The organism is Streptomyces sp. SAI-135 (assembly GCF_029893805.1).
Lineage (GTDB): Bacteria > Actinomycetota > Actinomycetes > Streptomycetales > Streptomycetaceae > Streptomyces.
In genome coordinates this window covers 5593810-5606647 of the sequence record NZ_JARXYP010000002.1, presented here as the reverse complement: position 1 = coordinate 5606647, position 12838 = coordinate 5593810, and the positions used below count along the sequence as shown (strand labels likewise).

The window sequence follows — 12838 nt, the reverse complement described above, 5'->3', positions numbered from 1 at the left end:
GAAAGAGAAGTTGGTGAACGACCGTCACCCGTCGGGGACAATGACCACCCCGGCTCCGGCTTCCGACGCCGACTCGTCGCACTACGCGTCGTACGGCACCCAGGAAGCCCAGTACGGCGACTTCACCACGTACGGCGGCTACGACGCCACCGGTTTCAGCACCGCGGGTACCCCGGACGGCGGTGCGCACACCACCGGCACCTTCGAGACCGACCCGCTCTTCGGCAACATGCCGGGCGACGCGACCGGTTCGTACGACGCCTCGACGTGGACCACCGGCGGTCACCAGACCCTGAACTACGACATGTACGCGGCGCAGCACCACGCCGCCTACGACACCGGCGCGTACGACACCGCGCAGTGGGGCGCCGACCACCAGCAGCTCGCCGCGATCCCGCCGCAGGGCGGCAGCGTCGACCACTCCGGGCAGTGGGACGCGAGCTCCTGGCACCAGCCGGACGTGTCCGCGGTCCCGGCCGACCAGACCCAGCAGTGGGAATGGGGCACCCAGAGCTTCGACACCGGGGCGTACGACGCCACGCAGTGGAACTCCGACGGCACGGCGGCCGACCAGCAGCAGACGGCCACCTTCGAGCAGGCCAGGTACGACGAGAGCCAGGCGTACGACGAAACCCACGCCTACGACGAGAGCCACGCGTACGGCGAGGCGAATCCTTACGGCGACGCCTACGCGGAGCACACCTCGCACGACGGCGAGTTGCACGCCGACCCGGACACCTCCGCCACCACGGCCACCGGCGAGATGCCCGCCGTCCACGACGCCGAAGCCCCGCTCCTGGACGACCAGGAGGAGCCGCCTCAGGCGCCGGCGCCCGCCCCCGGCTCCCGCGTCGCCGCGCGCAACGCCAACCGCTCCCGCCGCCGTATGCCCGCCAAGCGCTCCGCGCTGCTGACGATCGCCGTGCCCTCGGCGTGCGTCATGGGGGTCGCCGGGATCGCCGCCGCCTCGGTCGGCACGTTGACCGGCGACGACAAGGACACCTCGACGACCCTCGCGGACACCAGCGCCGTCAAGCCGTCCGTCGCGAACAACAAGCTGGACACCCAGCTCGAGAGCCTCTCGGCCGGTGCCGACGACTTCGCCGACCGGGCCAGCCGTACGCAGGAACGCATCGACCTCAAGGCCCAGCAGGTGGCCGAGAAGAAGAAGGCGGCGGAGGAGGCGGCCCGCAAGGAGCGGCTGCGCCCGAAGTTCGCGCTTCCGGTCGCGCAGCGCGGGCTCAGCGCCTACTACGGCCAGTCCGGCGTCAACTGGATGTCCGTCCACACCGGCATCGACTTCCCGGTGTCGTACGGCACGACGGTGATGGCCGCGACCGACGGCACCGTGCGGACGCAGTGGAACAGCGCGTACGGCAACATGATGGTCGTGACGGCGAAGGACGGCACGGAGACGTGGTACTGCCACCTCTCCAGCTACCGCGTCGCCTCCGGTACGACGGTCAAGGCCGGCGACCCCATCGCCTACTCGGGCAACTCCGGGAACTCGACCGGACCCCACCTGCACTTCGAGGTGCACCCGGCGGGCGGTTCGGCGATAGACCCGCTGCCGTGGCTGCGCAGCCACGGGCTGGACCCGACGTAACCGCCGCTGCACAGCCACCGGCTGGACCCGACGTAACCCTCCCGGGCCCAGCCTCCGCCCGGAGCTACAGCTTCTCCACCGGCGCGTACCGCAGCAGCAGCCGCTTCGGCTTCGCCTCCCCGAAGTCGATCGTCGCCTCGGCGTTCGCGCCCGTGCCCTTCACCCCGACCACCGTGCCGAGACCGAACTGGTCGTGGGTGACCCGGTCGCCGACGGCCAGGGACACCACCGGCTTCTCGGAGGTCCTGCGCGTCGCGAAGCCGGACGCGCCCGACGCCGAGGAACGCGAACGGGACGACGACAGCGAGGCGGCGACCGCCGAGACCGGTCCCGCGGGAGCGGCGGACGCGCCCGTGCGCTTCCAGTCGACGTGCTGCGCCGGGATCTCCTCCAGGAAGCGGGAGGGCGGGTTGTACGACGGCTGCCCCCACGCGCTGCGCAGCGAGGACCGGGTCAGATACAGCCGCTCACGCGCGCGCGTGATGCCGACGTAGGCCAGCCGCCGCTCCTCCTCCAGCTCCTTGGTCTGGCCGAGGGCGCGCATGTGCGGGAAGACGCCGTCCTCCATGCCGGTGAGGAAGACGACCGGGAACTCCAGGCCCTTGGCGGTGTGCAGGGTCATCAGGGTGATGACGCCGGAGCCGTCCTCGTCCTCGTCGGGGATCTGGTCGGAGTCGGCGACGAGCGCGACCCGCTCCAGGAAGTCGGAGAGCGAACCCGGCTCCTCGCCCTCGCCGGACTCCTGCTCGAACTCCAGGGCCACGGCGGCGAGTTCCTGGAGGTTCTCGATGCGGGTCTCGTCCTGGGGGTCGGTGGATGCCTGCAACTCGGCGAGGTAGCCGGTCCGTTCGAGGACCGCCTCCAGCACGGTCGCGGGGCCCGCGCCGGACTCGACGATCGTACGGAGCTCCTCCATCAGGACGTTGAACCGCTTCACGGCGTTGGTGGAGCGCGCGGCCATGCCGTACGCCTCGTCGACGCGCTTGAGCGCCTGCGGGAAGCTGATCTTCTCGCGCTGGGACAGGGCGTCGATCATCGCCTCGGCACGGTCGCCGATGCCCCGCTTGGGGACGTTGAGGATCCGGCGCAGCGGCACGGAGTCCTCGGGGTTGGCGAGGACGCGCAGGTAGGCCAGGACGTCCCGGACCTCCTTGCGCTCGTAGAAGCGGACGCCGCCGACGACCTTGTAGGGCAGGCCGACGCGGATGAAGACCTCTTCGAAGACACGGGACTGCGCGTTGGTGCGGTAGAAGACGGCGACGTCTCCGGCCTTCGCCTCCCCCGCGTCCGTGAGGCGGTCTATCTCGTCGGCGACGAACTGCGCCTCGTCGTGCTCGGTGTCGGCGACGTAGCCGGTGATGCGCGCGCCCGCGCCCGCGTTGGTCCACAGGTTCTTGGGGCGGCGGGACTCGTTGCGCTCGATGACGGCGTTGGCGGCGGTGAGGATCGTCTGGGTGGAGCGGTAGTTCTGTTCCAGGAGGATCGTCGTCGCGTCGGGGTAGTCCTCCTCGAACTGGAGGATGTTGCGGATGGTCGCGCCGCGGAAGGCGTAGATCGACTGGTCGGCGTCACCGACGACACAGAGCTCGGCGGGCGGCAGGTCGTGCTCGCTCGGCGGTACGTCGACCGGGTGCTCCGAGGTGCCGACCAGCTCCCTGACCAGCGCGTACTGCGCGTGGTTGGTGTCCTGGTACTCGTCGACGAGGACATGCCGGAAGCGGCGGCGGTAGTGCTCGGAGACATCGGGGAACGCCCGGAGCAGATTGACCGTCGTCATGATCAGGTCGTCGAAGTCGAGGGCGTTCGCCTCGCGGAGGCGTGACTGGTACATGGCGTACGCCTGGGCGAGGGTCTTCTCGAAGCCGTCGCCGGCCTGGGCGGCGAAGTCCTCCTCGTCGATCAGCTCGTTCTTCAGGTTGCTGATCTTGGCGCTGAAGGACTTCGGCGGGTACCGCTTGGGGTCGAGGTCCAGGTCGCGGCAGACCAGGGCCATGAGCCGCTTGGAGTCGGCGGCGTCGTAGATCGAGAAGGACGAGGTGAACCCGAGCTTCTTCGACTCCCGGCGCAGGATCCGCACGCAGGCGCTGTGGAAGGTCATGACCCACATCGCGTTCGCGCGCGGGCCCACGAGCTGCTCGACGCGCTCCTTCATCTCGCCCGCGGCCTTGTTGGTGAAGGTGATCGCGAGGATCTGGCCGGGGTGGACCTGGCGCTCGCCGAGCAGGTGGGCGATGCGGTGGGTGAGCACCCGGGTCTTGCCGGAGCCGGCGCCGGCCACGATGAGCAGCGGGGTGCCGGAGTGCACGACGGCCGCGCGCTGGTTCTCGTTCAGCCCCTCCAGGAGCGCGGCCGGGTCCACCACGGGGCGCGGGGCGCCGTCGCGGTAGTAGGCGTCACGGTCCGGGGGCACGTCGAACTTCCCACCGAACAGGTCGTCCGGAACCTGCTCCGGTCCGTGCTCGTCCTCGGGCGGCGGCGGGGGCTCCTCCCCGTGCCCGCGAGGGGGCTGGAGGTCCGCCAGGAAGCTGTCGTCAAAGAGGCTGCTCATCGCTCTCCGAGTCTAGGGTGCCCCACTGACAGACCGCGCCGCCCCGGGAACATCCGCCCGTATCGGCAGCCGATGATCTTCCGCAGCGGGTGAGGATCCGGTGACGGACACAGCCGCGTCCGCCTCTCCCCGGCCCGGAGAGGGCCGAATCCGTCCAAGCCACGGCAGATCCTTTCGGATCACCCCACGCCGAGCCCCGGCCGGGACGAAGGTCACGAAAATGTATCGGGCATATCGAACATCAACCTTCACAGGGGCCACACCGGTTGGCTACCGTTCCGGGCAGGCCGTACGACCCCCTCCGGCGAACCTCGCCGGGCCGCACGGCCTCCGCCGAGTCCGCAGCGCCGCCGCGCGCCCGGAGCCGGGGACCCACCGAACCTGGGGTGAATCGGCCGCCTCCCGCGCAGGGGAGAGCCGTAGGGCAAACCTTCCGAAGCACCGCGCCCGAACCCGACAGCTAACCCGGTAGGCGGAGCACGGGAAGGAGTCGCCTCCCTTGGCGTCGCACCGCAAGTCGCGTCCCGTCGGTACGCGCGTCGCAGGCATACGGACCCCGGCCCTCGCGACGGCCGCCCTCACCTCCGTGGCCCTGCTCTCCCAGTCGGCGAACGCCGCACCGGCCGACGACCGGCCGAGTCTCGAAGAGGTCGAGAAGAAGGTCGACGCCCTCTACCGCCAGGCCGAGTCCGCGACCGACAACTACAACGCGGCCAAGGAGAAGACGGCAAAGCAGCGCAAGCAGGTCGACACGCTCCTCGAGGACGTCGCCCAGCGCACCCAGAAGCTCAACGAGGCCCGGGAGGAACTCGGTTCCTTCGCCGCGGCCCAGTACCGCACCGGCGCCGCCGCACCCGACACGGCGACCTTCCTGCTCGCCGACACCCCGCAGGACTACTTCGACCAGACGCAGCTGATGGGCCGCTTGACGAACCGTCAGAAGGGCGCGGTCGACGACTACGTCTCCGAGCAGTCCGCGACGATGAAGAAGCGCCAGGAGGCCTCCCAGAGCCTTCAGACGCTCACCGAGACGCAGAGCGACCTGAAGACGGCCAAGGCGACCGTCCAGAAGAAGCTCGCCGACGCGCGCGCACTGCTGTCGGAGCTGACCGCCCAGGAGAAGGCGCGTCTGGCGGCGATCGAGAAGCAGAAGCAGGAGGAGGCGGCCCGCAGGGCGGCGGAGCTGGCGCAGCAGCAGGCGGCGGCGGAGAAGGCCGCACAGCAGGCCGCGCAGGAGACCGCCGCCCCGCAGGAGAGCACGCCGACGGCGACCGACTCCTCGTACGCCACCAAGGCCGCCAAGGCCCTCGCCTTCGCCCGCGCGCAGATCGGCAAGCCGTACGTCTGGGGCGCCACCGGCCCCGACTCCTACGACTGCTCAGGGCTCACCCAGGCCGCCTGGAAGGCCGCCGGCGTCGACCTCCCGCGCGTCACCTACGACCAGGTCAACGCCGGCACCACGGTCTCCCTGTCCGACGCCCAGCCCGGTGACCTGGTCTTCTTCTACGACGACATCAGCCATGTCGGCCTCTACATCGGCAACGGCATGATGATCCACGCCCCCAAGCCGGGCGCGTACGTCCGCGAGGAGTCGATCTACTACGACGGCGAGTCGGCGATCCACAGCGTGGTGCGCCCCGCCTGAGTCCCCGCCCCCGGCCCTTCGGGCGCCGGGGGCCGTTCTCCGGAGCCCGCACTCGCGTGCATTTCGCCACGCGCGCGTGCGCGCCCAGCTCGCCCCGCGCGGAGAGGTTCCTAGCATCGGCACATGTCCGGTACCTCCCCGCACTCCCCCCTGCGCCTCTGGTGGACGCAGCGCCCGCCCGCGGCCGGGGCCGCCGTCATGGCGACCGGCATCATCTCGGTCGGGCTCCATCTCAGCGGTCACGAGACGCTGTCCCGGGTCACCCTGGTGCTCGCTTGCGCGGCCTGGCTCGGGCTGGCCGCCGAGTTCGTCTCACGACTGCTGCGGGAGCGCGCGCGATGGGTCGCCGACGCCGGGACACCGGGCGCCCTGACGGCCGTGGCCGCGACCACCGTCCTCGGTACCGGTCTGTCCGTGCTGGGCCGGCAGACCCTCGCCGAGGCCCTGCTGGCGCTGTCCGCGCTGCTGTGGCCGCCGCTGATCGTGCTCGTCGTGGGGCACTGGAAGCGGCGGATGCCCGGCGGGGTGTTCCTCTGCTGCGTGGCCACCCAGGGCCTCGCGGTCCTCGGCGCCACGCTCGCCGCGGCGGAGTCGGCGGCCTGGCTCGCGCACACGGCCCTCGTGCTGTTCTGGCTCGGCCTGGTCCTGTACGGCGTCGCGCTGTTCCACTTCGACCTGCGCCAGGTGCTCCGGGGGCCGGGCGACCAGTGGATCGCGGGCGGCGCGCTCGCCATCTCCGCGCTGGCCGGCTCGAAGCTCATCGCCGCCGACAGCGCACGCCTGTACCTGTGGAACGACGACGACCTCGGCGTCCTGCGCGCGGTGACCGTCGCCCTGCTGGTGCTCGACCTGGCCTGGTACGCCGTCCTGCTGGCGGCCGAGTGCGTACGGCCCCGCCTTCGCTACGACGTGCGCCGCTGGGCCACCGTGTTCCCCATGGGGATGACGGCGGCCGCGACCCTGTCCGTCGCCGCCGCCGTGGACATCCCGTGGCTGAGGACACCCGGCGAGGTACTGCTGTGGATCTCCGTGGCGGCCTGGCTGGCCGTCGCGGCGGGCGCGGTCGACTCCGCCCGTGCCGCCCTCAGGTCCACAGCACCGCGATGAAGACGTTGGCCGTGGTCAGCGCGCCGACCAGGCCGAACAGGCTCTTGTCCACCTTCTCGTCGTCCCGCTTCACGTAGACGAGTGCGAGGATCACGATCAGCAGCGCCAGCTTGACGCCGATCTTGATGTTGTTGACGTGCTGGTCGTCGGCCTGGTTGAGGCCGACCAGGATCATTCCGGTGACCAGCATCGTCGCGGCGCCGTGCAGCATCGCGGGCACGAACCGGGCGGTGCCCCGGCCCATCGCCTTCATCTGGGTGAGGAAGCCGCCGAGCAGCGAGGCGATGCCGATGATGTGCAGGCCGACGAAGAGATGGATGAGTACGTCCATGAGGCCGGAGCTTATGCAGCGGCCGCGGGGAGGTCCGCACCGGCCCCGGGAGTAGATCTTGCATATATGCGGCCCATAGCACTCCGCACCCGCCGCGCGTCCCGGAATCCCGACTTCGGTCAGCGCACCGCGCGAAGTCGACGGCGTCACCCCGGCAGCGCGGTCACCTTCGGTCACCCACCGGTCCCCTGGCGGCACTTCCGCACAACGCGTTACCTCCCGGACACGGTCAGGTTTAGCGTCCTCCACCAGGTGACCGGCTCCCCACCGCCGCCCGGGCCAGGGGCGGCAGTCGGCCACCACCGCCGAGAAGGTCCGGCGGCGGCCCGCTCCCCCTGTGCAGGCCGTCGCCGGACGCGCACACCGCCCCGGGCGGTCGTACGGCCGCTCCCCCCTGGCGTTCGTACGTCCCTGAGCCCCGGGGCGGGCGATCGTACGAAAGGACGTGCAGTCCACGTGGCAGCGCACCGCAAGCCCCGCAGGCGCTCGGCCGGCGGCCATACGGTCCGTACGGCAGCGACGATCGCCCTCGCGGGGGCCGCGACCGCGACGGGCTTCGACGGGATCGGACACGCCGAGCCGCAGCTCACACCGGAACAGGTCAAGGCGAAGGTGGACCGGCTGTACCAGGAGGCCGAGGAGGCCACCGAGAAGTACAACGGCGCGAAGGAGAGGGCGGACGCGGCCGAGACCCGGCTGGACGTCCTGCGGGACGAGGCGGCCCGCAGGACGGAGCAGCTCAACGAGGCACGGGACGCGCTGGGTTCGATCGCCGCGGCGCAGTACCGTGGCGGCGGACTCGACCCGGCGATGCAGCTCGCGCTGACCGACGACCCCGACCGGTACCTGGACAGCGCCGAGTTCGTCGAACGCGCCGGCACCCGCCAGGCCACCTCCGTGGCGACCGTACGCCGCCAGTTGCGGGAGATCGAGCAGCTGCGCGGGGCCGCGCACGTCGAGCTGGCCGCACTGAAGTCGCGCCAGGCGGAACTGAAGCGCCACAAGAAGACGATCACCGGCAAACTGGGCGCGGCCCGCCGGCTGATGTCCCAGCTGCCGGCCGAGGAACGAGCGGTGCCCGGGGGCGACGGCGAACGCGCCTCACGGGCCACGCCGGGCGCCCGCGAGGCACTGACGGCTCCGGGCGCCGCCACCACGGACGCCCCCAACTCCCGCGCCGCGGCCGCCATCTCCTACGCGTACAGCAAGCTCGGCAGCCCCTATGTCTGGGGCGCCACCGGCCCGGACGCCTTCGACTGCTCGGGCCTCGTCCAGGCCGCCTACCGCTCCGCGGGCATCTCCCTGCCCCGCACGACCTACGCCCAGATCGACGCCGGCCGGCGCGTCTCCCGCTCCGAACTCCTCCCCGGCGACCTGGTCTTCTTCTACTCGGGCATCAGCCACGTCGGCCTCTACATCGGCAACGGGCAGATGATCCACGCCCCGAACCCGTCGGCGCCGGTGCGGGTGGCACCCATCGACGAGATGCCGTTCGCGGGCGCGACGCGCGTGGTGTGAGCGTGAGCAGACCGCCCTCAGACCAGCCGGCGTGCCGTCGCCCACCGGGTCAGCTCATGACGGTTGGACAGCTGCAACTTCCGGAGCACCGCCGAGACATGGGACTCGACCGTCTTCACCGAGATGAACAGCTGTTTGGCGATCTCCTTGTAGGCGTAACCGCGGGCGATGAGCCTGAGCACCTCGCGCTCGCGCTGGGTGAGGCGGTCGAGGTCCTCGTCGACCGGCGGGGCGTCGGTGGAGGCGAAGGCGTCCAGGACGAAGCCGGCCAGCCGCGGCGAGAAGACGGCGTCGCCCTCCTGGACGCGGAAGACGGAGTTGACGAGGTCCGTGCCGGTGATCGTCTTGGTCACATAGCCGCGCGCACCGCCCCGGATCACTCCGATCACGTCCTCGGCCGCGTCCGAGACGGACAGCGCGAGGAAGCGGACGGGCTGCTCGGAGTCGGCCATCAACGGGGCGCACCGGCGCAGGACTTCGACCCCGCCACCACCCGGAAGATGGACGTCGAGGAGGACCACCTCGGGGCGGGTCGCGGTGATGACGGTGACGGCCTGCTCGACGTCCGCGGCCTCCCCGACGACCTCGACACCGGTCTCCTCGGTCCGGCCGATCTCGGCCTGGACGCCCGTACGGAACATGCGGTGGTCGTCGACGAGGACCACGCGCACGTGCCGCTCGCCCGCGACGCCGGCCGGCGTCGGCTCCACGGGGTCCGTGTTCGCCGTGTTCGCCTCGGTGGGGTCACTCATGACGTCTTCTCCGCCCTCTCCATCTCCAGCTCGACCTCCGTGCCGCCGTCCGGCACCGCGCGCAGCCGGGCCGTGCCGCCATGGCGCTCCATGCGGCCGATGATCGATTCTCTGACACCCATCCGGTCGGCGGGTATCGAGTCGAGGTCGAAGCCGGGGCCGCGGTCCCGGACGGACACGAAGACCGTCCTGCCCTCGACTTCGGCGTAGACCTGTACGGCGCCGCCCTCGCCACCGTACTTGGCGGCGTTGACCATCGCCTCACGCGCGGCCTGCATCTGCGCACTGGTTCTCTCGTCGAGCGGGCAGTCGCCGACGACCACCACCTCGATGGGGACGCCGTGCTTGTCCTCGACCTCGGCCGCGTTGCGCCGCACGGCGTCGGCGAGGTCGGTGGGTTCGTCGGCCTCGTCCTTGCCGGTGCCCTCCGGTTTGTACAGCCAGGTGCGCAGGTCGCGCTCCTGGGCGCGGGCGAGACGGCGGACCTCGTTCGGGTTCTCCGCGTTGCGCTGGATCAGGGTCAGGGTGTGCAGCACCGAGTCGTGGACGTGGGCCGCGACCTCCGCGCGCTCCTGGGCGCGGATGCGCATCAGGCGCTCCTCGGAGAGGTCCTGGGTCATGCGGACGAGATACGGACCCGCGAGGAGCGTTATCCCGACGAGGACCGCGAGGGCCGCCTGGAGGACGGAACCGAGGTGGGCGGCGGAGCCCTGGAGGACGAAGACCCCGGAGACGCCGGCGGTGACGAGGAGGACACCGCCCGCGGCACGCAGCAGTGTCAGGGTGCGCCGGCGGCGGCCGACCTCCATCCAGCGGGCCCTGCGGGCGTTGTCCGCCTGGCGCCAGACCAGGGCGACACCCGCGCCGACCAGGACGGCGGGCCACAGGTAGGCCTTGGCGCCGTTGCCGACGTTGACGTTGCCGACGAAGACCATCGCCACGACGACCATGAGGAGCAGGGCCACGATCTGGCCCTTGTCCGGGCGGCGGGCGACCAGTCTGCGGCGGCCGTCCGGTGAGGTCTCGGTGGTGACCAGGGCGGGGGGTTTCTGTCCGCCGACCCCGCCGACGCCGAGCGGCACGAAGAACCAGAACGCGGCATACAGCAACGCGCCGAGCCCGTCCGCCATGAACAGCCCGACGAAGACGAGCCGCACCCAGATCACGGGCAGCCCGAGATGCCCGGCGAGCCCCCGCGCCACACCACCCAGCCAGCGTCCGTCGCTGCTGCGGTAGAGCTTGCGCGGCGGCCGCGGTTCGACGAGGGGCGCTGCTGCGGCTTCCGGCATGCCATCGATGGTCACACGGCCGGAGTACGGGGGCATCAGGGTTGGCCCCCGAGACTCCCCTGATCTTCGGTCGGCGCGCCTTCCGAACGCTTCCCTCCCCGCTCTCAGGGCCGATATCAGGGTCCGGCCAGGGTCGTGACGACTCCCGTCGCGCCCTCCCGCCCGTCACCATGGACACATGACAGATCACCAGCACGCCGCGGGCGCCGGATCCGGCGGAGGCCCGGCCCCGGGCACCGGCCCCGGCGCGGGCGCGGGCACGCGGAAAGAAGGAGGCACAGCGGCGGACCCGCACACCGAGCCCACCGGGCACCGGACGACGACCGAGCCCCCCGGGCACCGCACGACGACCGACACCCCTCTCCCTCCCTCCGCCCCTCCCCTCGGCACCCCCGCGGACACCGCCCCCGGCCACGACGCGCCCCCCGCCCCCCTGCGCTTCCGGCGGGACCGGCGGCACAAGCTGCTCGCCGGGGTGTGCGCCGGGCTGGGGCGGCAGTGCGACATGGACCCGGTGATCTTCCGGATCACGCTCACCGTGCTCTCGGCGACCGGCGGCATCGGTCTCCTCTTCTACGGCTTCGCCTGGCTCTTCGTCCCGTACGAGGACGAGGAGGAGAACGAGGTGCGCAAGCTGCTCACCGGCCGGGTGGACGGCCAGGCCCTGACCGGCGTGCTCTTCGCCCTGGTCGGCTGCGGGGTGTTCCTCACCATGCTGGGCAACACCAGCGTGCTGACCTTCGCCGTGGTGCTCTCGCTGCTCCTGGCGGGCGCGGGGTACTGGTCGCGCAACCGCGGCACCCCCGACCCCGACCCGCTCGCCGCCCAGGCCGTCGCCGACGCGCCGCCGGAGGCCCAGGCCCCGCCGGTGCCGGCCTCCTACCCGTCCTGGTGGCGCGACCCCATAGTCAAGGACGGCACCCACGTCGGCGGCACCGGCTATCTGTGGGGTCCGAGCGACTCCCGCGACCGTGACATCGCCGCGGCCGTCAACATCGGCCGGGGCACCTCCTGGAACCGGCGCGAGGAGTTCGCCGCGGCCCGGTCCCGCCCGCCCAAACCCCGCGGCCCGCGCTGGATCGGCGGCTGGGTCTTCCTGCTCGCCCTGCTGGCGGGCGGCCTCGGCACCGGAGCGACCTGGGAGGACCACGCCCTGGGCACCAGCCTGCAGACCGGTCTGTCCTGCGCGCTGATCGTCCTGGGCCTGGGCATAGCAGTCAGCTCGTTCCTGGGCCGCACCGGAGCGGGCTCGGTCTTCCTGGCGATCATCACCGCGGGCCTGCTCGCCGCGTCGGCCGCCCTCCCGAGGGACATCACCACCGAGTGGGTCCGCACGAAGTGGGCGCCGGCCGCGACCCAGAACATCCGGCCCCAGTACGAACTGGGCACCGGGGTGGGCACCTTGGACCTGTCCCGGGTCGACTTCGGCAAGGGCGGGACGGTGAGCACCCACGTCGAGGTCGGGGTGGGCCGGCTGCTGGTGATCGTGCCGCCGGACGTGACGGTGAACGCGGTCGTCGACGTGGGAGTGGGCGACATCCAGTTGCCGGGCGACGACCCGCAGGACGTGGACGTGGCACCGGGCAAGCGCAAGGAGGTCACCCTGAAACCGGTTCCGGGCGCGGAGAAGACCGCCACCCTCGACCTTGATCTGCGGGTGGGCATCGGCCAGGCGGAGGTGAGCCGTGCTGCGTCATGAGTTCCGGCCGGGACAACTGGTCGCCGGCCTCTTCCTGACCGCCGCGGGCATCACCTACGCCGGTGACGCGGGCGGCGCCTGGGAGACGCCGTGGTTCGCGGTGATCCCCATGGTCGTCGGCGGCCTCTGCCTCGCGGGCGTCGTGGGCTTGCTGGCCCGGGCCGTACGCAGACACCGCGACACCCGCCGCACGAGTACACCACCGGAGGCCGACCAGCCCGACACTGCGCAGACGCAGGCGACGCACAGGACGCCTTAGCCGCCCCAGCCGCCCGTGCCCCAGTGATCACCGGCCGGGGGGAGCAGCCCGGCACCGGACCGCGGCAGCGCGGCCGCTCCCCCC

Annotated in this window: 10 protein-coding genes and 1 riboswitch; of the genes, 6 read left to right on the top strand and 4 right to left on the bottom strand. The window is 71.8% G+C overall.

Annotation, left to right across the window (positions count from 1 at the left end; genetic code table 11):
- Window positions 1-40 precede the first annotated feature (40 nt).
- The gene (locus M2163_RS30015) at window positions 41-1606 is read left to right on the top strand and encodes a M23 family metallopeptidase (RefSeq protein WP_280854119.1); all 1566 of its coding nucleotides are present in this window, start codon (window positions 41-43) and stop codon (window positions 1604-1606) included.
- Between the two features lie 64 nt (window positions 1607-1670).
- Here the strand turns inward: M2163_RS30015 and pcrA are convergent, their stop codons facing one another.
- The gene (gene pcrA, locus M2163_RS30010) at window positions 1671-4154 is read right to left on the bottom strand and encodes a DNA helicase PcrA (protein WP_280895530.1); all 2484 of its coding nucleotides are present in this window, start codon (window positions 4152-4154) and stop codon (window positions 1671-1673) included.
- Between the two features lie 321 nt (window positions 4155-4475).
- A riboswitch (cyclic di-AMP (ydaO/yuaA leader) is annotated at window positions 4476-4645 on the top strand.
- An 8-nt stretch (window positions 4646-4653) separates the two neighbouring features.
- Between pcrA and M2163_RS30005 the strand changes: the two genes are divergently transcribed.
- Together M2163_RS30005 and M2163_RS30000 are read left to right on the top strand one after the other, a co-directional pair.
- Window positions 4654-5799 carry an NlpC/P60 family protein gene (locus M2163_RS30005; RefSeq protein ID WP_280895529.1) on the top strand — a complete coding sequence of 382 codons (1146 nt, stop codon included), beginning with the start codon at window positions 4654-4656 and terminating at the stop codon, window positions 5797-5799.
- Between the two features lie 123 nt (window positions 5800-5922).
- Complete coding sequence (locus M2163_RS30000) at window positions 5923-6906, top strand: tellurite resistance/C4-dicarboxylate transporter family protein (RefSeq protein ID WP_280895528.1); 984 nt, start codon at window positions 5923-5925, stop codon at window positions 6904-6906.
- Here the strand turns inward: M2163_RS30000 and M2163_RS29995 are convergent.
- Window positions 6884-7237: a hypothetical protein gene (locus tag M2163_RS29995; RefSeq protein ID WP_280849777.1), complete on the bottom strand. Its 354-nt coding sequence runs from the start codon at window positions 7235-7237 to the stop codon at window positions 6884-6886. The genes M2163_RS30000 and M2163_RS29995 overlap by 23 nt on opposite strands.
- 456 nt (window positions 7238-7693) lie before the next feature.
- Between M2163_RS29995 and M2163_RS29990 the strand changes: the two genes are divergently transcribed.
- A complete protein-coding gene (locus M2163_RS29990) occupies window positions 7694-8755 on the top strand; it encodes an NlpC/P60 family protein (protein WP_280895527.1) in 1062 nt (353 codons plus the stop codon).
- Between the two features lie 17 nt (window positions 8756-8772).
- On the opposite strand, the gene M2163_RS29985 is transcribed toward M2163_RS29990, so the two are convergent.
- Window positions 8773-9507, bottom strand: a complete 735-nt coding sequence (locus M2163_RS29985) for a response regulator transcription factor (protein WP_280849779.1) — start codon at window positions 9505-9507, stop codon at window positions 8773-8775.
- Window positions 9504-10796: an ATP-binding protein gene (locus tag M2163_RS29980; RefSeq protein WP_280849780.1), complete on the bottom strand. Its 1293-nt coding sequence runs from the start codon at window positions 10794-10796 to the stop codon at window positions 9504-9506. Before M2163_RS29980 ends, M2163_RS29985 begins: the two co-directional genes overlap by 4 nt.
- Window positions 10797-10974: 178 nt before the next feature.
- Here M2163_RS29980 and M2163_RS29975 point away from each other — a divergent pair, with 178 nt between their 5' ends.
- Complete coding sequence (locus M2163_RS29975; protein ID WP_280895526.1) at window positions 10975-12495, top strand: PspC domain-containing protein; 1521 nt, start codon at window positions 10975-10977, stop codon at window positions 12493-12495.
- Window positions 12482-12754, top strand: a complete 273-nt coding sequence (locus M2163_RS29970; protein WP_280849782.1) for a hypothetical protein — start codon at window positions 12482-12484, stop codon at window positions 12752-12754. The genes M2163_RS29975 and M2163_RS29970 overlap by 14 nt, the downstream gene beginning before the upstream one ends.
- Window positions 12755-12838 lie beyond the last annotated feature (84 nt).

What these genes read in the sequence shown, in the direction of transcription:
- pcrA (WP_280895530.1), bottom strand. Translation starts at nt 4,154, where the DNA reads ATGAGCAGCCTCTTTGACGACAGCTTCCTGGCGGACCTCCAGCCCCCT.
- M2163_RS29980 (WP_280849780.1), bottom strand. Translation starts at nt 10,796, where the DNA reads ATGCCGGAAGCCGCAGCAGCGCCCCTCGTCGAACCGCGGCCGCCGCGC.
- M2163_RS29985 (WP_280849779.1), bottom strand. Translation starts at nt 9,507, where the DNA reads ATGAGTGACCCCACCGAGGCGAACACGGCGAACACGGACCCCGTGGAG.
- M2163_RS29975 (WP_280895526.1), top strand. Translation starts at nt 10,975, where the DNA reads ATGACAGATCACCAGCACGCCGCGGGCGCCGGATCCGGCGGAGGCCCG.
- M2163_RS30000 (WP_280895528.1), top strand. Translation starts at nt 5,923, where the DNA reads ATGTCCGGTACCTCCCCGCACTCCCCCCTGCGCCTCTGGTGGACGCAG.
- M2163_RS29995 (WP_280849777.1), bottom strand. Translation starts at nt 7,237, where the DNA reads ATGGACGTACTCATCCATCTCTTCGTCGGCCTGCACATCATCGGCATC.
- M2163_RS30015 (WP_280854119.1), top strand. Translation starts at nt 41, where the DNA reads ATGACCACCCCGGCTCCGGCTTCCGACGCCGACTCGTCGCACTACGCG.